The 22403-nt window shown below is 65.1% G+C and carries 17 protein-coding genes; 1 reads left to right on the plus strand and 16 read right to left on the minus strand.

Going from position 1 to position 22403, the window contains the following annotated elements; translation table 11 throughout:
• Positions 1-8: 8 nt before the first annotated feature.
• On the minus strand, positions 9-2408 hold the full coding sequence (locus D3I60_RS05125; protein WP_262775066.1) for an HNH endonuclease signature motif containing protein: 2400 nt from the start codon (positions 2406-2408) through the stop codon (positions 9-11).
• Between the two features lie 315 nt (positions 2409-2723).
• Complete coding sequence (locus tag D3I60_RS05130; protein ID WP_262775067.1) at positions 2724-3383, minus strand: helix-turn-helix domain-containing protein; 660 nt, start codon at positions 3381-3383, stop codon at positions 2724-2726.
• A 252-nt stretch (positions 3384-3635) separates the two neighbouring features.
• On the opposite strand from D3I60_RS05130, the gene D3I60_RS05135 reads away from it, so the two are divergent.
• Positions 3636-4664, plus strand: coding sequence for an NAD(P)/FAD-dependent oxidoreductase (locus tag D3I60_RS05135; protein ID WP_262775068.1), 1029 nt, complete (start codon positions 3636-3638; stop codon positions 4662-4664).
• 90 nt (positions 4665-4754) lie between these two features.
• Here the strand turns inward: D3I60_RS05135 and D3I60_RS05140 are convergent, their stop codons facing one another.
• The 14 genes from D3I60_RS05140 to D3I60_RS05205 form a co-directional block, all read right to left on the minus strand.
• Positions 4755-5150: a universal stress protein gene (locus tag D3I60_RS05140; RefSeq protein WP_262775069.1), complete on the minus strand. Its 396-nt coding sequence runs from the start codon at positions 5148-5150 to the stop codon at positions 4755-4757.
• 133 nt (positions 5151-5283) lie between these two features.
• Complete coding sequence (locus tag D3I60_RS05145; RefSeq protein WP_262775070.1) at positions 5284-6717, minus strand: APC family permease; 1434 nt, start codon at positions 6715-6717, stop codon at positions 5284-5286.
• 105 nt (positions 6718-6822) lie between these two features.
• The gene (locus D3I60_RS05150) at positions 6823-7524 is read right to left on the minus strand and encodes a type 1 glutamine amidotransferase (RefSeq protein WP_262775071.1); all 702 of its coding nucleotides are present in this window, start codon (positions 7522-7524) and stop codon (positions 6823-6825) included.
• Positions 7521-8714, minus strand: a complete 1194-nt coding sequence (locus tag D3I60_RS05155; RefSeq protein WP_262775073.1) for a dipeptidase — start codon at positions 8712-8714, stop codon at positions 7521-7523. Before D3I60_RS05155 ends, D3I60_RS05150 begins: the two co-directional genes overlap by 4 nt.
• A gap of 218 nt (positions 8715-8932) precedes the next feature.
• On the minus strand, positions 8933-10090 hold the full coding sequence (locus D3I60_RS05160; RefSeq protein ID WP_262775118.1) for a DUF819 family protein: 1158 nt from the start codon (positions 10088-10090) through the stop codon (positions 8933-8935).
• 130 nt (positions 10091-10220) lie between these two features.
• A complete protein-coding gene (locus D3I60_RS05165) occupies positions 10221-10529 on the minus strand; it encodes a DUF3870 domain-containing protein (RefSeq protein WP_139468103.1) in 309 nt (102 codons plus the stop codon).
• A 165-nt stretch (positions 10530-10694) separates the two neighbouring features.
• A complete protein-coding gene (locus D3I60_RS05170) occupies positions 10695-11495 on the minus strand; it encodes a serine hydrolase (RefSeq protein WP_262775075.1) in 801 nt (266 codons plus the stop codon).
• 111 nt (positions 11496-11606) lie between these two features.
• On the minus strand, positions 11607-12866 hold the full coding sequence (locus D3I60_RS05175) for a S66 peptidase family protein (RefSeq protein WP_262775076.1): 1260 nt from the start codon (positions 12864-12866) through the stop codon (positions 11607-11609).
• The gene (locus D3I60_RS05180) at positions 12859-14514 is read right to left on the minus strand and encodes an ATP-binding cassette domain-containing protein (protein ID WP_262775077.1); all 1656 of its coding nucleotides are present in this window, start codon (positions 14512-14514) and stop codon (positions 12859-12861) included. Before D3I60_RS05180 ends, D3I60_RS05175 begins: the two co-directional genes overlap by 8 nt.
• Complete coding sequence (locus D3I60_RS05185) at positions 14514-15497, minus strand: ABC transporter permease (protein ID WP_262775078.1); 984 nt, start codon at positions 15495-15497, stop codon at positions 14514-14516. The genes D3I60_RS05180 and D3I60_RS05185 overlap by 1 nt, the downstream gene beginning before the upstream one ends.
• Entirely contained in the window at positions 15497-16657 is a 1161-nt protein-coding gene (locus D3I60_RS05190; protein ID WP_262775079.1) for an ABC transporter permease, read from the minus strand. The genes D3I60_RS05185 and D3I60_RS05190 overlap by 1 nt, the downstream gene beginning before the upstream one ends.
• 108 nt (positions 16658-16765) lie before the next feature.
• Positions 16766-18586, minus strand: a complete 1821-nt coding sequence (locus D3I60_RS05195) for an ABC transporter substrate-binding protein (RefSeq protein WP_262775081.1) — start codon at positions 18584-18586, stop codon at positions 16766-16768.
• Between the two features lie 183 nt (positions 18587-18769).
• The gene (locus D3I60_RS05200; protein ID WP_262775082.1) at positions 18770-20269 is read right to left on the minus strand and encodes a diaminopimelate decarboxylase; all 1500 of its coding nucleotides are present in this window, start codon (positions 20267-20269) and stop codon (positions 18770-18772) included.
• Positions 20270-20367: 98 nt separating this feature from the next.
• Entirely contained in the window at positions 20368-22263 is a 1896-nt protein-coding gene (locus tag D3I60_RS05205) for a PucR family transcriptional regulator (RefSeq protein WP_262775083.1), read from the minus strand.
• Positions 22264-22403: the final 140 nt, after the last annotated feature.

The raw sequence follows: 22403 nt of genomic DNA on the forward strand, positions 1-22403 counted from the left end.
GGTGCTTGTCAGCCGAAGAGAGTCTCTCCGATTTCCCGCGCAATGAACCGAGCGTGGAGCACCGGTTCTTGTGCTGGGTCGATGGTCGCCGGTGGCACCCACGCGGGCCGGCCGTCGATGAGCATTCTGCAGTCCCAATCGGTGTGATCAAGCAGGTGGTGGTGCGCTGAACAGGCCAAAGTGAGATTGTTGACGTCGGTCTTGCCGTTCTGCGCCCATGGGACGATATGGTGCGCTTCGCACCAGCCGGGAGGAGTGTCGCATCCGGGGAAAGTGCATCCCTGGTCACGGCTGGCGAGAATTGCCAGCTGTTTCTCTGTGGCCAACCGTCGTTCTGTCGCCAGTGCCAACGATTTCGCTCTCTCGCCCATGAGGTGGAAGAAGACCGATCCGTTCAGTCCTTCCAGTGCAGCGGAATCGATCGGGAACGGCGCTTCGGCTCCAGTGACGGCCTTGCCGGTCTGGTTCGCCAGGTCTTCTGCCTTGGCTGTGACGACCAGTGCGTAGGCCGCTCCGGCCTTGATGCGGTTCATTTCGATGCTGCCGATGACGCTGGAGAAGCGCTCGTAGATGCGACGCCGGACACTCGGCTGCTCAGCGGCCATCGTCACCAGTGAGCCGTCCTGCCTCACCCCGGCCCCCTGCGGGATCTCACCATTCGCGCCGACCTGCGGCGGGGTGAAGTCGAGCGAGGGGTCGAGACAGTCCGAGCGGTCGCCGCGCAGAACCTCCGTATAGGCGTCGACGACTTCCTGGTCGAGGTCGCTCACACTGTCACCTCCGCTTTCGGCTGCGGAGCGGGCGTCGTCGGCAGAACGGGTATCGTCGGTGGCGCTCGCTCCGTCGATTGGGCGTTCGCCATCCGCGGGAGCGGCATCGATTCCCGCCGCGTTCGCGCAGTTGTCCTCGTCCGACGGAGAATCGGTTTTGATGCGCGAAACCAGCAAGCCATTGAGGATCCCACCGGTCTCCTCGTCGAGGCGACCCTTGAGGGTCCACGTTCCGTCCTTCGCCTGGCGCAGGTTGACTGCGAAGCTGTCCCGGTCTGCTGCTTCCTTCGGTTCCTGGCCGTCGGGATCGATCCAGCCCAGGATCTCTTCGAAGAGTGCATGGATATCGCAGACGCGAACCGCCTGAGCCTTTTCGACAAGCAGACTTTCAGCCGTGATCTTGTCGTCCTCCGATACGTTCACAGGCAGGTTCTTCAAGCATTTGGAGATCGTCGACGCCTGGTTTGCCGAGAGCACTCCTTCACGAAGAGCCGCTGCGAGAATCGGAAACTGAGCCTCGATCGATTCCCCGCTGATGCTGGTCTGCCTTCCCAGGCACTCAGCGAGCTGAGTGCGGCGGTAGGCCTCTTGTGCAGACAGGTTGAGCCGATGTTGGACCAGCGCCTTCGTCGTCTTCGCCCCGTAGTCGCGGGGCGTGCCGACACGTTCGAACACGGAGAGGGTCACGACCGACAGGGACTCTGTCAGACGGTCCAAGGTCTCAAGACCGTCGAGAAGAGTCACCGCATCATCGGGCCCCATTGGGCGGGTGAAGTCGTGGAGCCCGTCGAGCAGGCCCTGCAGCGCGCAGATGCTTTCTGTGACTTCTGGGGCTGCGTGCTTCAAGTCTGACCAGCGAAACTCGTCGAGCAGGGGATGCGCGTCAGCTTCGGAGTCATACCGTTCGGCGAGTGCCTTGTGTCGCTCCGCGCGTTCTGCCTCAGCGATACGTTCGGCTTCTTCCTGCTCTCGCCTCTTCGCTTCGTACCGCTCAACGTGGGCGTTCCACTCCGCTCTTTCGCGCGCGAGCGCTTCGTCCTCTGCGCGGGCCTGCGGGTTCTTCTTCAGGAATTCCTCACGCTCCGCAGCTTTCTGTGCCTCACGTTCTTCGCGCTTTGAAGTCATCCACGCGCTTTGGCGCGCTTCGATCTCTTTGATGCATGCTTGGACCTCTGCCTCGCTCTCCGGCATCGTCGTCCTGCTCAACCAGGGCCCCTGCCCGGCGTAGATATCGCCGCTCGGAAGAGCAGGCGCCGCTGCGTCAGACTCGATAGCAGTTGCTTGACCGCCGCCTTCCGCAGTTACGACGCCGTCGACGACTGCATCGCTGCTGTCCTCGACGACGTCATTCTGTCCGTCACCAGCCTGGTCGGCGACCGCTTCGCCGTCGGTCAGGTTGTCGGCGATCCCGTCGAATCTGTCGGCGAGGGGATGACCGGTCAGATCGAATCCGGCCTCAGCGAGCAGCTCCCGGTAAGTCGACCTGGAGGCGTCACTGTCGGCAGACCTGACAGAAGTGCCGGCTGCAGTTGGAGGGAGGTCACTGGGCAGTGAACCTTGAGGGGGTGGTGCCTGCGAAGCCTTTTCTGCTTCGCAGTCGTTGTGCTCGTCGTACCTTCGGTCGGGGATGAGAGCCATCTTCGCTTTATCCGTTCATCATCGTTGATGTCTTCGGCTTGGCTCTATTCTAATCCCTGAATCGAACAGAGTCGATAGTTCTGTGCTATTTATTTGAGATATTCTCCCTGAATTACTATTTTGTACTATTTGTGCTGGTCGAGTGGAGATTTCACTCGGAGTGCTGTGTTTGACAACGATCGCCGGCGACGGCCAGAAGAGGGGCTCGCACCTACGGTGTCAGCGAAGCGGGGCAAGACTACTTCTCGCCACCGACGCGAGCGCCTGCGACGCCCCGTCGCATCCACGAGCGAATACGCGGGCCTGCAGCTCCAGTCAGCTCTTCATATGAACGCGCTGCCCTTCGGGTCCGAACAGGCTGAGATACTCGACCCCGCCGTCATCGGCTCCCCCGAACCAATGTGGAGTGCGCGTATCGAACTCCGCAGCCTCTCCGGCGCTGAGGACCATCGTCCGATCGCCGAGGATGAGGGTCAGTCGACCGCGGATCACATATACCCATTCGAATCCTGGGTGAGTCTTCAGCGCACCGAGCTTCGGTGTCTGCCGACCGTCGACGATGTGCTTGAAGGCCTGCACTCCGATCGCTCCGCGGCTGAGCGGCAGAATCGTCTGATCGTGGAACTTCCGCGGTGAGATATGTATGCGCGGATCCCCGATCGGAGGAGTCCCCACAAGTTCATCGAGCGGGAGCCCATAGACTCCGGCCAGCGGCAGCAGCAGCTCCAAACTCGGCTTGCGCTTCCCGGATTCCAGTCGCGACAGTGTGCTCGTCGACATTCCGGCAAGCTCAGCCACCTCGTCGAGGGTGCGCCCCTGCTCCTGCCGCAGCCCTCGCAGGCGAGCGCCGACACCGGCCAAGGACTGCCGGATGGCCTCCTGCGCCTCAACCGGGGCAGACCCATCGGAGCGGATCTCCGACATCCGACTCGTCGCACGGGCGGCACGCTCCCCTGACTCTCTTGGCTCTTCCATGCCCCCCATCATTTCAGGATTTGCTATTTCTGCAAACACATTTGCGCTTGCGCGCATATCGGGAGCACACTCGAACAGTCACCGAAATCGGAGCACGGCTGGCGCCGCGTTCTGAATTCACTGCCGCCGAGTTCTGAACGCATCGACCACGACCGCCGCTCTCACCAGCGCCGCGATTCCGGCCGATCCAGCACCGGCGCGCCACCACGGCACCACATCATGCCGACCCGCTCACCCGTCTACAGGAGAATCATGACCGCCCAAACTGCACCCGTAAACTCCCAGCCAACTGCCCCCGACTCGTCGGCCGAATCCGCGCAAAGCTCTTACGATGTCGCTGTCATCGGCGGTGGCGCAGGCGGCCTCGCCGCATCGATCGCCCTGGCCAGGTCGCTGCGATCCGTCGTCGTCATCGACTCCGGCCAGCTGCGCAATTCCTCGAGCGCACACGCGCACAACGTCCTCGGCCACGAGGGCATCAGACCTCAGGATCTCGTCGCGAAAGGCCGCGCCGAGGCCGAGCAATACGGCGTTGCCTTCATCGATGCGACTGTGCAGCAAGCACGCACAGTCGACTCGGAACACCACCCCGCCGAGGAGGCCCTGCATTATCGGTTCGAACTGACCACCTCGGCGGGGGTCGATGTCAGAGCCCGCCGCATCATCATCGCCACAGGGCTGAGCGACGAACTTCCGGACATCCCGGGCCTCGCGGAAGGCTGGGGCGACACGGTCCTGCACTGCCCCTACTGCCACGGCTTCGAGGTGCGCGGACAGCGCATCGGGGTCATCGGCACAACGGCCATGTCATACCACCAGGCGATGCTGTTCTCCCAGCTCAGCGACCACGTCAGCTTCATCCGGCACAACGCTCCCGCCCCTGATTCCGAACAGACGGCAATGCTCGATACGCTCGGCATCGAGTTCATCAATTCCACCGTCACCGATGTGGCCGGCACCGAGTCCGACACCGTCGTTTCCCTGGCGGCCGACGAATCCGCGGACGGAGCGGAATCTCGTACCTTCGATGCGCTCACCGTCGGTGCGTATGGTCGAGCGAATGCCGACCTGTTCGCCCAGCTCGGGGGCGAGGTCGTCGCTCACCCGAGCGGGATGGGCACCTATATTCCGACGCAGATGGCCGGACAGACCGGTGTGCCCGGCGTCTGGGCGGTCGGAAACAGCGCAGATGTCTCAGCGATGGTCGTGGCCAGCACCGCCAGCGGGGTGATGGCCGGCGCCCATGTCAACGCCGATCTCATCATGGAGCGGCTCGGCTGAGACGTGCACGCTATTGCGGCACGGCCCGCTTCCGCAGGTCACGCAGACATCACGCGTGCACAGCGTGGACCCGCCGCCGCGGTCAATCCCTCAGTGCGCGGCTTTCACGCACAGCACCGGGGCTTCGGCGTCGAGGATGACCTTCTGGATGGTCGACCCGAGCAGGAATTTTCCGACCGGGGTGCGCTTCCGGGTTCCGAGCACGATCAGTTCGGCTCCCACCTCGTTGGCGGTGTCGAGGATCTGTTCGGCCGGGTCGTACTCGCTGCCCAAGGTCAGCACACGAAACTCGACTTCCGCTCTGGTCAGGTAGTTGTTGACCGATTTGAGTTCCCCTTCGCCGAGGCGGTAGGAGTCGCTGCGCTGCGCCGACCGTGACGCATTGACGACGACGAGCTCCTTGCCGTCCTTCTTCGCCTGCGCGATGCCGGCATCGAGAGCAGCGTGTCCGGCGGGATTGTTGACGTAACCGACGAGTACTGTCATTTTTCACCTTCGTTGGATTGAGCTGTACAGATCCGAGCGCGCAGGTCGGGAACCCACCGTCCCAGCATATCGAGCGATACAGACATGGGTCGGCGGGCGGCCCAGGCCGCGCCGCCTCGGCGAGGGGATGAGCTCACGACAGCTCTTCGGGATTGCGGAATCGGGTGCTCGTGCCCTTCGTCGAACGGTTCCAGAACCAGGTCACGGCCCACAGAACGACGCCGATGCCGACGAGCGCCGCTGCGATCTGATACTGGATGAGCTCATCGAGGCGGGCCCACGGGCCGACGAGGAACACGCAGGTGATGACGCCGATCCACGGCAGAATCGTCGGTGCCTTGAAGTGTTCGGCATTGCCGGACTTGTCCTTGCGCAGGATGAGCACGGCGACGTTGACGACGGCGAACACTGCCAACAGCAGCAGCGAGGTGGTGCCGCCCAGGGATGCGGTCACCGTCTCGGGCAGGATCGTGGTCACGAAGAAGATGAGCGCGAAGGCGATCAGCGTCGTGAAGATGATCGACACCCACGGCGAGCGGCGGCCGGCCAAGACCTTGGCGAACACCGGCGGGAGCACGTTCTGCTTGGCCATACCGTAGAGCAGACGACTGGCCATGAGCATGTTGATCAGGGCCGAGTTCGCAACGGCGAACATCGTCATGAACGGAAAGATCGTATCGATCGGCAGGCCCGGAGCACCCTCGCGGACCACCTCGAGCAGCGGCGTCTCGCTCTCGGTGAGCACGCCGATGGGCACTGCTGCGACGGTGACCAGCGAGACGAGGACGTAGATGATGCCAGTGATCGTCAGACCAGAGAGCATGATCTTCGGGAAGATCCGCGGATCCTTCGTCTCCTCGACCATATTGACCGAATCTTCGAAACCGACCATGGAGAAGAAAGCGAGCGCAGTGGCACCGGTGACCGCGAGGAAGACGCTCTTGTCGCCCTCCGTCTCGAAGATCATCACGCGCGAGAAGTCGGCATCGCCCGAACCGAGAGCGAAGAAGCCGACGACGATGACCAGCAGCAGACCGCTCAGTTCGATGAGCGTGAGGACGACGTTGAACCAGACGCTCTCGCCGACTCCGCGGAGGTTGATGAGCGCGATGAGGGTGAGGAACGCCAGCGCGATCCACATCACCCCTGTGCCGGCGACGTCCCAGCCGAAGCCGGCCACGAGGTTCGCCGCGAAGACATTCGACGCCGTCGATGCCGAGGTGATTCCGGAGCTGAGGACGGCGAAGGCGACGAGGAACGTCACGAAGTGGATTCCGAAGGCCTTGTGCGTATACAGCGCTGCACCCGCGGCCTGCGGATACTTCGTCACGAGTTCCATATAGGAGAATGCGGTGACCAGCGCGATGAGGAAGGCGAGGATCACCGGTGCCCAACCGGCACCGCCGACCTGCCCGGCCACCTTGCCCGTCAGAGCATAGACGCCGGTTCCGAGGATGTCACCGACGATGAACAGAAGCAGCAGCTTCGGCCCCATGACCCGCTTGAGGGTCTCGGCCTGGTGTCCGTCACCGGGGTCGATTGTCGTCGTGGGTTCTTTGTCGCTCACGATTCCTCCGTGTCCAATGCGGCGGCTGTGCCGCATACCTGGCAACCCTGACTGTGGTCAGAGCCTCGCCTAGTATGCCTCAGACACGAGCCTGACACACAAGCTTCAGTTCCGAACCACCGTGAGAAACGCCGAGAACAGGGCCTTCGAATCACGTTCGCTCTCCGGCCCGAGCTCCATCGCTTCTTCCAACAGGGTATCTTTATCGAACCCCAAAGTCTGCAGTTTCTCCGCATCCCAGCGCTCGATGTTCGCCCGCGTCGACTCCGGATGGAACTGCGTCCCCCATGCCCGGCCGACTCGGAACGCCTGGAATTCGCAGGCCTCGCTCGTGGCCAGCAGGGTCGCCTCCTCGGGGAGGGCGACGATGCGGTCGACGTGGCTTTCGACGAACGTCGTCCGCGGTCGGATCGCGGAGAACACCGGGTCCGCGGCCGCCTCTACGGTGGTGTCGATCCGCGTATATCCCTTCTCCGGTGCCCCGGTCCGAGCCCGCACATCGCCCCCGATGACGTGGGCGATGAGCTGCCCGCCGAGGCAGATCCCGAACTGCGGCAGGTCCGTGGCCAGGGCACGGCGGACGAGTTCGGCCTCATCGGCCAACCACGGGGCACGATCGGTCTCATCGGGCATGTACCCGCCGCCGAGCATGATGAGTCCGTCATAGGCATCGAGATCCTGCGGCGCCGGCAGGGGTGAGACCCCGCCGATGCGCAGGTCGAATTCGACGTTCTCGCTGATCATCCACCGTGTCAGCAGCCCCGGCTGGGATTCGATGTCATTGACGATGACGAGCAGCCGAGTCATGATTCCGCCCCCGCCGAGGAGGACGAACCATTGCCTGCAGGCCCGGCGTTGCCGGTGCCGCCGTCCCCCGTCGCCGAGGCGGCCGTGCCGTTGGCCGCGGACGGTGCGTCGACCGCCGAGCCGAGGAACGCGGTGTACGCGTTCTCGTGCGCGTCGAGGACGCGCATCGCATTGTCGAAGCCGATCTTGCGCAAGTCGGTCTGCGACCATCCGCGCGAGGCGAGCTCGGCGAACAGGTTCGGGTACTGGCCGGCGTCGCCGAGTCCGGTCGGCAGCTCATCGACTCCGCAGATGTCGCCGCCCAGTCCGATGTGGTCGATGCCGATCCGTTCGCGTACGTAATCGCAGTGGTCGGCGACCTGGTCCACGGTCACCTCGGGGGCGGTTCCCTGTTCTCCGGCGTCGACCCATTCGCGGCGGGCGTTCGAGACGAATGACGGTACGAACGTCATCATCGCCACTCCCCCGTTGTCGGGCACGCGGTCCAGGACGTCGTCCGGGATGTTGCGTGGGTGCGGGTTGAGACCGTACGCGCAGGAGTGGGTGAAGAGCACCGGCAAGGTGCTCTGGTCAAGCGACTGGTGCATGACGGTGGGCGCAACGTGGGAGAGATCGAGGATCATGCCGATCCTATTCATCTCCGCAACGACCTCACGGCCGAAGGCGCTCAAGCCGCCGTGGACCGGTTCGTCGGTGGCCGAGTCGGCCCAGGAATGAGTGGTCGACCAGGTCAGAGTCATGTAGCGGGCGCCGGCGCGGGCGTATGACCGCAGCACGGCCAGGGACTCGTCGATCTGCTGACCGCCTTCGACGCCCATGAGGGAGGCGACCTTTCCGGCGGCGCGAGCGGCACGGAGGTCGGCGGCGGTGCGGGCGAAGGCGAGTCGTTCGGGGTAGGCAGTGACGACACGCTGGACCGCGTCGATCTGCTCCCATGTGGCCTTGATCGCATCGGCGCCGGTGATCGAGGAATGGACGTAGACGGACCAGTACTGCGCGGCCACGTGTCCGGCAGCCAGCTGATCCATCGTGGTGAACGGCGAGACGGCTGGATCGTTGAGCCCCTCTACGCTGTAGTCGCGTTCCTCGCGCAGGTACCAGGCGAGGTCGTTGTGTCCGTCGAAGACGTCGACGGCGGGTGCGGATTCGGTGTCGGGTCCGGCTGCGGAGGCTGTGTTGGGTGCGATCATGGTTGGGTCCTTCCGGTCGGGCGGATTGGGTCGGTGCAGGGGTGGACGGATGCAGGCCGCCGAGGCGTGCGGATGCGAGCTGCCGCGGCGGGCACGTGCGAACTGCCGGGGCCGTCGGGACGGACAGACCCGATCAGGCATACACGGTGCGTGCATGGAGCGGCACGCCCACGATGGGGGGGGTCGGCCGCCTCAGCGAGGTGGGTTCGGTTCGTTCATCATGCCAGCCCGGACAGGATCTGGGCCGACCACAGGCCGAGGAACGTGCCGAGGAACGTGCCCATCAGCGCGAACAGCACACCGACGGGGACGAGCTGTCGGTTGAAGGCTCCCGCGACGACCGGCGCCGAGGCGATTCCGCCGATGTTCGCGGTGCTGGCCACGGCGATGCTGAAGAGCTCGGTGCGCGTGAGCTTGGCGTAGATGAGCATGATGGCGATGTGGACGACGAGGACGATGATGCCCGCCACCAGGTAGAGCGGCGCTTCGGCCAGGGAAGTGAAGTCCGAGCCCGAGGCGATGATGCCGATGATGAGGTAGAGCAGGATCGTCGCGAGCTCATTGGATCCTGCGGTCTTGCCGAACCGAGTCGATCCGATGGCGAGCCCGAGGACGCTGACGATGAGGATCGTCCACGCGGTGCCGTCGATGACTGCTCCGACCTCGGGCAGCAGTTCGCCGAGGCGGATCGCCAGGGCCGAGGCCAACAGTGCGAATCCGATGAGTCCGAAGATCGATGACAGCGTCATCGGCTTCTCCTCCTCGGCAGAGACCCTGTCGGTGAAGTCGAGCTTCGACATATCGGCCTTCGTCCACTTGTCGAACTTGTCGGAGACTGTGACAGAGGAGAAGATGAGCAGCAGCCAGAAGGAGTAGAGCACTGTGTCGACGATGAGGACGTAGCCGAACACGTTCTCCGGCGCCTGGAGGACCTCCTGCACCGCGACCATGTTCGCCGAACCACCCGTCCAGGACGCGTTGAGAGCGCCGAGAGCCTTCCACGCTTCCGGGTCGAGGCTGGAATGCAGGATGAGGTAGCTGATGACGAAGCCGATGATGATGCTCGCCGCGGTCACCGCGAAGGTGAGCAGCAGTTTGGGGCCGAGCTTGATGATCTGCCGGATATCGCACTTGAACAGCATGAGCAGGATCATCGCGGGCAGCATCACCTCGCGCAGGGTGTCACCGACCGCGGTGATGTCTCCGCCGTCGTGGTCGAAGACGCCGAAGGTGTTGAGCAGCGCCGCCACGATGTAGAGGATGACGAAGCCGGGCACATATTTGAAGAGTTTGAAGCGCCCGCTCCGGTCCGCGACGACGAGCGCTGCGGAGATCGCCAGAAGCAGGCTGATGAATAGAAAACCGTCCGTGATCACTAACGACACTTCCTCATTGAATCCGTCCATCCCGGTGCGGGGCATGCCCTCCGGGATGGAGCAATGTGCAGTTGTCGATCGGATCCGGTCCGGTGAGGGCCCGGGCAATCGGGGTGGTCGAAGGCGCTGCCTAAGCGGTGACCTCGCGGTACTTCTTCGCGGCGTTGTTCACTGCTGTGATCAGCGCCTTCTGCGAGGATCCGTGGTAGCGGCGCTGGATGCGCTCTATCAGTCGACCAGGGTCCGTGATGTCGGCATCGACGAACAGGCTCCGAATGAAGTTCCGAGTCAGAGCCAACGTCGCCGTGCAGTCCACATCGAGGATTCGGTGGGTGTCCGGCTGGATCTCGAACGCCACGTAGAACAGACCGAACTGGTTGGTGATCGGGTTGTTCGACGGAGCCTTCGCTTCGCCTGTGAGGTAGATCGTATCGGACATCGCCCACCAGACTACCCCACGGCTCTCCGCGCCGAGACCGGTACGAAAGCAGCCAGGGCGCTCCCAGAGCGGCCGCGAGTCGCCCGACAGGCGACGACTGCCGCCGGGGACATTCGTCCGGCGAAAGGCGAGTTCCCATCGGCGGCAGACGAACTCAGTGGACGCTCAGAGGAACCGGTGGATCGCGTCGCCGGCCTGCCGCATGATCGGCATGACGTCGACGACGCGGTCGGTGCCCGGTTCCCAGTTCGCGAACACCGCATAGGCGACGCGACGCGTAGGCGTCATCACGATCCCGGCATCGGCCCGGATCGTCCCGTTCGTGCCGGTCTTGTTCCACACCCACACATCACGCTGGTAGTTGTAGTGGGCGAGCGGGTCCAGATCGAACGCCGAGGCGACCATCGAGGTGTCCGCGCCGGCTCCCAACCAGCGCCGGAAGACTTCGTTCGTCGACTCGTCCCAGAACTCGTCCTTGGCATGCCTGGCCATGAAATCACTGAGCTCCGCGGCCGTGCCCGTCGACAGAGTCCGCGGTGCCTTGGCCGGGCGCGGCCAGCGCAGAAAGTCGTGCAGACCCGAGTTCCGGTACCCGAGCTTCTCCACCTGATCCGCAACTTTCTCCAGCCCGACTCGGCGGATGAGCACGTTCGTGGCGAAGTTGTCGCTGAACGCCCCGATGAGCAGGGCCACGTCGAAGATGCTCAGGTCGTCTTGCTCCATGAGGTACCAGATCCCCGACTCGTCGACCCTCTCCGAAGGCCGCCGATGCAGGCGTTCTTCCAGGTCAAGCGTGCCGTCCTTATACATCTGCAAGGCAGTGTGGAGCAGGAAGACCTTGCCCATGCTGGCCGTGTCGAGTTCGTCGTTCTGGTTGTGGGAGAACACCCGTTCCCCGCTGTCGACGTCGAAGGCCAGAGCGCTGAAGCGCACTCCGGGCAGTCCATCGAATCTCAGTTCGCTCATCAGCGTGCTCCTGTCAGTCTCGTTTCGTTCATGTCTGATTCCTCACGAAGCAGTGAGAACCCCGTTGGGTCTGCCCCGTCGAGTCGGGCCACCGACACCTGGTCTGCCCCGTCATGCCTGCCCATCCGCGCGATCGACCCACAGCCGCGGCCGTTCCCCGGGCTTCGCCTCGAGCGTGACGTCGACGCCGAGTGGGGCACTCGGCGCATCGGGATCGTGGCCGAAGCCCATCTCCGACACGATCGGTATTCCCAAACCGCCGAGGTAGTCGATCATCAGCGCCTCCACCTCGTGGACGGGCGCGCAGTCCTCCCACGAGCCGAGCACCACCGCATCCGCCGATGTGAACCACCCGCCGCGGATCAGCTGCACCATGAGATTGTCGAGCCGGTACAGCTCCTCGTCGACGTCTTCGAGCATGAGAATGCTCGGACCCCGACGGTCACGTCGTTCCCGCACGTCGATGAGCTCGGGACTGCCCATCCCAGCGGCGATGAGACTGAGATTTCCCCCGCCGAGGCGGCCCTTCGCCGACCCCGGAACCAACGTCTGCGCCCGGCTGAGCGGGCGGGTCGCAGCGGTCTGCTCCGCCGCACGATCTTGAGTGGTCGAAATGGTCACGTCCCCGACGGTTTCCTGCGACCATTTCGACCGCTTAAGCGACGGTTCGACAGCCTCCGACAGAGAAGAGGTCGCTTTCGGATACTTTTCGGCGCCGAAAGTATCCGATGGTGACCTATTTTCGTCCGCCGAGGCGTCAGCGGCAGCCCCCGCCGCAGCGTCAGCGGCAGCCCCCGCCGCAGCCTCAGCGGCAGCCCCCGCTGCGTCCTCTGCGGGGAAGCCGAGTTCGCGGCCGCCCCAGGGATGAACCAGCCACGAGGCTACCTCGTCGGGGACGACCGTCGAGTTCTTGAACGGGTCGTTGCCGACCATCGGGCAGAACAGGGTCGCGACACCGAGTTGGTGGTCCCAGGCCTGGTGGAGTGCGGTGATGTCCGAGGAGCCGGTGAGCAGCTTGGGACGGCCGTCGCGGCGCAGCATGTGCCGACGCATGAGGTCGAAGTCGATGCCGTCGAGCAGGCGCATGGCTCCGAAGCCGCCACGCAGCGCGATCACCGCATCCGTGTCCGGATCGCACCACGCGTCGACGAGGTCGGACCGGCGCTCGGCATCCGTGCCGGCGAGGTACTTCACCCTCGGGTGGCGGGCGCGGATGTGCTCACCGGTCACAACGCGCAGCCCCCATGTTTCGAGCTGGGCGATGGCTCGCTGCAGCGAATCCTCGTCGGTGGGCCCGGACGGCGCGATGAGGCGAACGGTGTCACCGGGCGCCAGCGGCGCAGAATCGAGATAGGGGCTCGGCTTACTCATTCCTCACCAGACTCTGGCTTCCCAGTCGGGGAACCGCGGCGAGCAGCTCCTGCGTGTACTCGTGCTGCGGATCGGACAGCACCCTGTCGACCTCACCGTATTCGACGATCTCGCCTCTCTTCATCACGGCCACCGTATCCGCGATGTTCCAGGCCAGCCCGAGGTCGTGGGTGATGATGAGCGCACTCATTCCGAGGTTCTTCTTCAGTGCGAGGAACAGCGACAGGATCTCCCCGCGCACCGAGGCATCCAGCGACGCCACCGGCTCATCGGCGATGAGCACCTTCGGGTCGAGCGCCAGTGCGCCGGCGATGACGACGCGCTGCCGCTGTCCGCCGGAGAGCTCCTGCGGAGTCGACTCGAGATAGTCCTCGGCGGGGGTGAGCTCGGCGGCTTCGAGCGCGCCGATGACCCTCTCGTACTCCCGGTCCCTGATCCCCTGCACCTTCAGGCCCTCGACAACGGCCTCGTACACGCTGCGTTTGGGATTGAGCGATCCGGCCGGATCCTGCAGAATCATCTGCACCTTCCGCCGGAATGCTCGCAGCTCCTTCGCCTTCTTCGGCAGAGCCTTGCCCGCGAATGACAGCTGGGAACCCGCCTCCACCTCCTGCAGACCGAGCAGCGACCGCGCCAGAGTCGTCTTCCCCGAACCGGACTGGCCGACGACGGCGAGGATCTCCGCCTTCCGCAGCTGCAGATCCACTCCGCGCACCGCCCGTTCACGACCCCGCCGGGTGTCGAAGGAGACACTGAGATCCTTCGCCTCGAGCACCACCTCATCCGTCATGTTGAACGGTTCGGCCCGGACCACCTCGGCGGGTTTGAGCGTTCGAGGATTCAGCCGGGATTCGGGGTCCCCGATCTGCGGAAACGCTCCGGCCAGCTGCTTCGTGTAGTCCTCCTGCGGGGACAGGCACACTTCGTCGCTGGGTCCGTATTCGACGAGGCGGCCGTGGCGCATGATCGCGAGATTCGCGCACACGGCGGAGAGCACGGCGAGGTCGTGGCTGATCATCAGCAGCGAGATCCCGCGTTCGGCGACGAGGCGGGCCAGGCCGGACAGGATCTGCTTCTGCACGATGACGTCGAGAGCCGTCGTCGGCTCGTCGGCGATGATGATATCGGGTTCGCAGGCGAGCGCCATGGCGATCATGATGCGCTGTTTCTGCCCGCCGGAGAGCTCGTGCGGATACGCGCTCGACTTCGATGCCTCGAGGTTGACCTCGGCGAGGAGTTCGAACATCCGGTCGCGGCGCTTCTGCGGGGTCGTCCACGTGCCCTTCGAGTGATGTTCGAGAGCTTCGATGATCTGGCTCCCGACCTCGCGGACGGGATTGAGAGAGTGCAGAGCTCCTTGGAAGACGATCGAGGCCTGCGCCCACCGGACCGCGCGGATCTGGCCGAAGCTCAGCTCCCGGATGTCCTGCCCGCCGAGCAGGACCCGCCCCTCGAGGCGAACCGACTTCGGCAGCAGGCGCAGAGCCGACATGATCAGGGTCGATTTCCCCGACCCGGACTCCCCCGCAATGCCCAGAGTGGCACCGGCGGGCAGGTCGAGGCTGACGTCCTGCACGGCGACGACGTCGCCGCGGTCTGATGAGGAGCGGTAGGTGATCGAGACGTTCTCGAATTGAAGGTCGGTCATCAGCGGCTCCTCAGGGCGGGGTTGATGATGGCTTCGAAAGCGCGCCCGACCATCGTGAAGGCGAGCACGACGAGCAGGATCGCCACACCCGGGGTGAGCACGTACCACCAGTAGCCGGAGGTCGCCGCGGACACGTCCATCGAGTTCTTCAGGATCGTGCCCCACGATTCCTTCGACGTGTCCCCGAGGCCGAGGAACGACAGCGTCGATTCGGCGATGATCGCCCCACCGACGGTCAGCGTCGTGTTCGCGAGCACGAGCGGCATCACCGCCGGAAGCAGGTGACGGAACAGAATATGGGAATGACCGGCACCGAGGATGCGCGCCCTTTCGATGTAGAGCCGAGATTCGACGCTCAAAGTCTGCGAGCGCACGATCCGTGCCGTGGACGCCCATGAGGTCAGTCCGATGGCGACGACGATCGTGAAGACACCGCGCTCGAGCACGGAGGAGAGCACGATCGCGAGAAGCAGGGACGGCAGGACGATGAAGAAGTCGACGATGCGCATGATGATGCCGCCGAACAGTCCCGTGAAGTGACCTGCGGCCAGTCCCATGATGGTGCCGATGATCATCGACATGACGGTCGCGGCCACGCCGACGAGGATCGACACGCGCGCTCCCCAGAGGATGCGCACCCACAGCTCGCGTCCCAGGTCATCGGTGCCCAAGGGGTGGTCGAGGCTCGGCGGGGCATAGCGCGGCACGTCGAGCTGCTTCGTGACATCGAGCATCGAGGCCGGGGCGATGAGCGGTGCGGCGATCGCGATGACGATGAAGAAGAGGAGCACGACGGCACCGATGAGCGCCGGGACGTCGGAGCGGAAGAGCGCCCAGTTCTTCTTCGCGTTGTTCAGCCGGCGTTCGCGCACGAGCTTCGCGCCGTCGATTGCGGGTGTGGATCCCCGGGTTTCCGAACCACGCGGATTCGGTTCGTTCGATGAGGGGCCGGGGGCCGCCTCGGCGGGGGTGTTCGCGCTCATCAGGCCCTCCTGACGCGGGGATCGAGGAATCGGTAGACGATGTCGGCGGCGAGGTTCATCACGATGATGATCGCCGAGAATACGACGAAGGTGCCCTGCAGCAGCGGCAGGTCGGGGCCGCGGATGGCCTCGAAGGTGAGTTTGCCCAGTCCCGGCCACGAGAACACGGCTTCGACGGTGACGGCGCCGGCGATGAGCCCGCCGATGTGGAGGAAGACGACGGTGACGGTCGGCAGCAGCGCGTTGGGCACGGCGTGACGGCGGCGGACCTCATCCTCGGTGAGGCCTTTCGCGCGGGCGGTCGTGAGGTAGTCCTCGTTCATCTCCTCAAGCAGAGAGGCGCGCATGATCATGAGGAACTGCGCATAGACGACGGCGACGAGCGAGATGACGGGGAGGATGAGGTGTTTGATGACGTCGATGATTCCGGCCGGTGACCAGGGGTCGAGCCCCGGGGTGATCATGCCGCCGGTGGGCAGCCATTGGAGGGTGCCGCCGAAGATCATGAGCAGGATGAGGCCGAGCCAGAACGTGGGCACGGACCAGAAGATCAGCGAGGTCGAGGACGCGAGCTTGTCGAACAGGGAATTGCGTCGCCAGGCCGAGATCTGCCCGAGCCACAGGCCCAGGACGATGGCGATGACGGCCGCGGTGGCGGTGAGCAGCAGGGTCGGGCCGAGGTATTCGCCGATGAGCGCGGACACGGACTTCCGGTACACGTAGGACTCGCCGAGGTCGCCGGTGACGATGCCGACGAGGTAGTCCCAGAACTGGACGATGACGGGTTTGTCGAGTCCGTACTGGCTGCGCAGTTCGGCGATCTGCGCCGGCGACATCGGTCGTTCCTTCGCGATCTTGAGCACGGGATCGCCGGGCAGCATCCGGAACGCGAAGAAACCGAGCACGATGACGAGGACCATCGAGGTCGCGGCCCCGCCGAGCTTGCGCAGGAAGTAGCGGGTGAACGATCCGCCGGCCGGTGGTTCGTCCATATCGGCGGTGGCGGGGTTCGCCGGGTTGGCGGGGTCCGCGTCGGCGGTTGCCGCGGATCCCCTCGCCGAGGCGGGACTGGGGTTCGTGGGGTCGGTGCCCGGGTTCGACGTGCCCGGTCCTCGGTCAGGGCGATCCCCGGAATGGGGATCGTGGGTGGGTGTGCTCACTGTGGTGCTCCCGGTGGTGGGGACGGGCCCGTGGGCCCGGGTGCCGCAGGTGGTGCGGGTAGTGCGGGTAGTGCGGGTGGTGCGGCACCCGGACTGTGGGTGTGGGGACTATTCGCGGTCGTCGGACTTCTTGCGACGGCTGAGCAGCCAGCCGCCTCCGCCGAGGACGACGATGACCGCTGCCGCGATGCCGATCCAGCCGCCGGCGCCCATTCCGCCTCCGGTGGCTTCCTCTTCGCTGACGGGTTCGACCGAGGAATATCCCCAGTAGCCGACCTGGTTGGCGATAGCACCGCCGTCGCTGGGCTGTTTGGTGAAGTTGTCGAACCGGTCGGAGCGGTAGGCCTCGAGCTGGTTCGGGTACCACAGTGTCACCGAGGGGGCTTCCTCGTAGTGGATGGCCTGGGCCTTCTGCACGAGGTCCTGACGTTTGGCCTGGTCGAGCTCGACGTGCTGAGCCTGATAGAGCTTGTCGAATTCCTTGTTGCACCAGCCGTCCTGGCTGGTGCCGCCGTTGCCGTCGGCGTCGGGGCGCTGACCGCAGGTGTTGATGCTCAGCTGGTAGTCGGGATCGGGATTGATCGACCAGCCGGAGAAGTACATATCGTAGTCGCCCTTGGTGGTGCGTTCGGACACCGTGTCGACGTCAGAGGACTCGTTCTTCAGGTCGATGCCGATGTCCTTCATCCACGGTTTGATGAACTTCGCGGTGCTCTGTTCGATCGGCGCGTCGGCGTCGGTGAGGAAGCGCAGCTGCAGCTTCTCACCGTCCTTCTCGCGGATGCCGCCGGATCCTTCCTTCCAGCCGGCGCCGTCGAGCAGCTTCTTCGCCTTGGCCACGTCGAATCCGCTGATGACGGAGTTGTCGGACTTGAGTGCCCAGTCCGGGTAGACGGCGGGAATGAAGCTCGTGGCCGGCTGCGCATAGTCCTGCATGACCTGTTTGCGCAGGGTCTCGGTGTCGATGCCGGCGCGGATTGCCTGACGGACCTTTTTGTCCTTGAGCGCCTCATTGCCGGTGCCGAATTCCTTGCCCTCGGCGTCGGCGACGCCCGGATTGATGGAGATTCCGTTGAAGCGGCGGCCGTTGCCGTCGTTGAGTTCGACGTTGTCCGCGTTCTCCAGCGCCGTGAACTGGTCGGGGCTGAGCCCTGTGATGAAGTCGACTTCGCCGGAGCGGATCGCCTGCACCTGCGCATCGGAGTTCGTGTAGTAGCGGTACTGGATCTCGTCGAGCTTCGGCTTGCCGCGCCAGAAGTTCGGGTTCGCTTTGAGCGTGATCGATTTGTTCGCCTGGTAGCTCTCGAGTTGGAAGGGTCCCGAGCCGACGGACTTCTCATCGTTCTTGAACTCGCCGGGCTTGTCGATCTTCGACCAGACGTGCTCGGGCACGACGGGGATCTCTTGGCCGGGGTTGTTCGCCTGCGGCTTCTTCAGAGTGATCCTGACGGTGTCGTCGTCGGGGGTCTCGACCTTGTCGAAGTTCTCGACGAGGCTGCCGTTCGCCACCGCCATCTCTTCCTTCTCCATCATCTGGTTGTAGGTCCAGGCGACGTCTTTCGAGGTCAGCGGTTCACCGTCGGACCATTTCATGTCCGGACGGATCGTGTAGGTCCAGACCTTGCCCTCGGAGTCCGTGTTCCATTCGGTGGCGAGCCCCTCGGTGACCGAACCGTCCTTGGCGTCGTTGGCCACGAGGTTCTCGTACATGTACCGGAAGGTGTTCGTCGGCACGAGGTAGAAGGACGTGAACGGGTTGAAGGAGTCGATGAAACCGTCGGTGGCGATCCGCAGCACGTTCTCGGAGGCCGGAGCCTCCGAGGTGGCGGCCTGCGCCGGGGAGGCGGCCATCGATCCGGCAAGGGCGAGTGCTGCGACTCCGGCCAGGCACCGTTGCCAGCCTCTGCGCAGTGAGTGTGAAGTGAACATCTTCGTCTTTCTTCTCGTGCGGTGATTCACTTGTCCTCCCCTGACCCGGGTGAATCGGGGTGTTCTCCCGGGTCAGAGCAGATGTGTTCTCCATCACTCTACGTTCGAAGTGACGTGAAAACGGCACAACAACGCACAAATATGCCTGCCGGTCACTGTGCAGATGCCACAGGCGACTCGAAATCAGCTGCCGTGGGCAAGGGGCTCGGCGGCGGTTTCGCGATCATCCGGGTTCAGCGGGCGCAGTTCGGTCTCGCCCGCCTCGGCGAGGATTTCAGCGATCGTCTGCCCGCGGCGGATGATGCTGAACTCGATGCCGCCGTCAGGAGCAGTGCGGTAGCCGAAGATCGGCACTCGCGGGAGCAGATTGTAGGAGAACGGATTCGAGAAGTAATAGGCACCTGTCTCGGGCACGGCGACGAGGTCACCTGCGTCGAGACGCGGCAGCATCCGATCCCGGGCCAGGAGGTCGCCGGAGAAGCAGGCGGGTCCGGCGACGTCGGTCGGGACGATCTCGGTGTCGGCCTCCTCGGCGGTCTTGGGGTTCCCGTCCGGGGTGAACGGCAGGATCCGCAGGGGCCAGTCGTTCGGGGCATAGGCGGTACGGGTGGCGACTTGGACACCGGCCTGGGTCATGACGATCCGGCGCCCGCCGGTGGTCTTTGCGTATTCGACGCGGGTGAGGATGGTGCCGGCCTTGGCGAGGAGGGCGCGGCCGAATTCGGTGACGATGTCGAAGCCGAACAGGCCCGGCACCTCCTCCTCGAGAACCGAGCGGTAGTCGGCGAAGGTCGGGTTGATGTCCTCACCGTCGAAGTTCACCGACAGTCCCCCTCCGATGTCGATGCGCGTGATCCGCCTGGTCGAGGCACGGGAGTTGATCTCCTCGGCGAGGTCGACGGCGGCGCGGATTCCGACGGCGGCCTTGTCGAGGCTGATGCCCTGCGAGCCGGAGTGGACGTGGATCTGGCTCAGCCATGGGCGAGCGAGGTAGGCCTCGATGAGGACCTCGCGGAGGCCCGGGTCGGCGAGTCCGATACCGAATTTCGAGGTTTCGGTGGCTGTGCTCAAGGCGCCGATCGCGCCCGTGCCCGACTGCGGATTGATGCGGATTCCGATCTTCGCCGAGGCGGCCGTGCTGTTCCGATCCGCCAGGATCGTGTCGAGGCGGGAGAGTTCGTCGAAGTTGTCGACGTTGATCGAGACGCCGAGGTCGACGGCTCGGTACAGTTCGGCCCAGGTCTTGGCCGGGGAGTCGAAGACGATGCGGTCGGGGGCGAACCCGGCCGAGAGTGCGAGTTCGAGTTCGCCGGGGCTGGCGACCTCGCAGCCGGCTCCCGCCTCGGCGAATCGGCGCAGCAGCGACGGCAGCGGCACCGCCTTGCACGCCACTGCGTGGAGCACCTCGCGGTCCGATGCGAATGCCGAGGTCAGCCGGTGGAAGGCGGTGTCGACCCAGTCGAGATCTATGAGCCCGAGCACGGCCGCTTCATCGGTCAGCGCGGGAACGTTGTCCGACTGCGCGGAGGCGTTTGCCAGCGGTGCAGGAGCCGAATCCGACTGCGCGGAGACATGTGCCGACTGCGCCGGATCGGCTGAGCGGTGAGGCGACACACTGTTCTCTGCGATCGTTCGGATTGCTCGGGCGCGACGGTTCGGAATCGCATGGTGGTGACTGGGCATAACGTCCTTTGTTCGAGATCTGTTGTCACTTTAGGACGGCTGACCTCGAAGAACGCACGATAATTCGCCAATGTTCGCGGGGGCTGATTGTAGGTTTCTCACGACCGGTCGTGAGCGAGCACGGAGAGTTCGAGCCAGAGCCGCTCGGCCGGTTCCGCCGTTGAGAGACCGGTGATCTCCTCGATCCGGCCGAGGCGATGTCGCAGCGAATTCGTGTGCACATGAAGTCGGCGGGAGGCCTCGGCCGAGTTGCCGACCGTGGCGAAGTAGACGCGCAGGGTCTCGAGCAGGCTGCCGTTGTGCTGACCGTCGTGAGCGGCCAGTGCCTGTGCCGGACCGAGCACTCCGGCGCCCGACGGAGTCCGGTGGCCGGTGGGTGCTCGCCCGTCGGCCGGTCCGGGCCCGCCGCCGATCACGCGCTCATCTGCGGCCAGCAGCGTATCGGCGACCCGCAGACCGACGACCCTCGCTGCCACGTCGCGGATGGTCGCCCCGACGATTCGGCCGTGAGCACTCGGACTTCGGAGCGTGCCCGAACTCATCTGTGGGGTCGGGTCCACGTCCTCGCCGTCGTCCTCGCCAGGACCCGCCTCGGTGACGGTCTGCACGGCGTCTACAACGTATGCGGCTTCGGTCCACGACCGGTGAACGGCATCGAGGCGGTCGACCGGGGTGCCGACTCCGAAGCACAGGGTCTCCGAATTCGGCAGGGACCTGCGCAGAGCGGCGATGACGTGATCGCGCACCTGACCGGCGTTCATCGGCTCGCTCATCTGCACCAATGCCGCGAGGTGGACCCGGCCCCCGGTTCCGGATCGACCCATGCTGACATCTGCCGGGCCGACAGGGACAGAACCATATCCGGCATGTGCGGCACCGGCGGAGCTCACGTGCGCGAGCACGGCATCGGCGAAGGCGGCCCGCAGATGGAACCGCAGGACGGGCTCTCGGTCGGGGGCCACCTCGGTGAAGGCAAGCACGCAGAAGCTACCCGAGAACGGCAGCGACAGCAGGGTCGCCGACGGCCCGAGATCGGCCGAGCCGGCGAGGATCCCGCCGAGAGCCTCCCGGCGGATGCGCTTCTCGAACGGTGACCGGCGCAGGGTCCGCAGCATCACCGGCAGGGCCGCGCGGGCTGCGTCGCGCAGCACCTCGCGCAGCGGTTCGGGGTCGACCTCGGCCGGGTAGGCCGCCCAGATCGTCCCGATGAGCTCGCCCTCGCTGCGCAGGGCGATGACCGATCGGGCCGGTGATGTGCCTTCGGCGGGACGTTCGACGACATCGGTGGAACGGCGGATCGTGTCGAGGAACCCGGATTCCTCAAGCTCGGCGATCCGCCAGTCGGGAATGGCCCCGGACAGGATCGTCTCGCGACGGATCTCATCGAGTTCGTCGCCGAGGTTGGCATGCGCGAGCACTCGCGAGGCCGGGTCCTCGATCGTGATCGAGGCGCCCGTGGTTTCGGCGATGACGGCGGCCAGGGCGCTGAGGTCGTCGACATCAGGCCAGGCCAGGGCGCTCGTCGCCCCTTCGATGAGCTGTCGCAGATGGACGAGGATCTCCGACCACGTCACATGCGGCGATCGTTCGAGGAGGACCGGAGCCCGGCCCAAACTCCCCCGCAGGTCGACCTCGTCGCCGAGGTGGCTGTGCGTTCCGGGCGGGACGACGAGGGCGGCGGCTCCCGCATAGTCGGTCAGCACGGAATCGAGCCCGGCAGGGCTGCGCACCGGTTCGGTGACGAGGACGACTGTGCCGTTCAAGGAGCCGTGGTCGGCGGCCTCGGCGGTCGAACCCGTGCGTGGAGCAGTGAGCGGAGCCGTGCGTGGAGCAGTGAGCGCTGCGGCCGACGGCTCTGTGGAAGCGGCTGGCAGGTCGAAGCCGAATTCGACTCGCGCGACCGCGACGTCGTCGGCCACCTCCGTCAGCGGCAGGAGGAACCCCTCCGTGTCCCGTATCAGGCGGGACAGTCGCGGACTCGCGGTGTCGGTCATGCTCCCACTGTAGTCAACGAGCGCCCACGGTCGGGAGGATCCGCATCAACGGAACCGGTCGCCTCGGCGGGGATGAACCGGACGGGTCAGCCGCCTCGGCGGGGTGGGATGAACCGGACGGGTCAGCCGCCTCGGCGGGG

Origin of the sequence: Brevibacterium permense, from assembly GCF_025506275.1 — a bacterium.
Taxonomy (GTDB): Bacteria; Actinomycetota; Actinomycetes; order Actinomycetales; family Brevibacteriaceae; genus Brevibacterium; species Brevibacterium permense_A.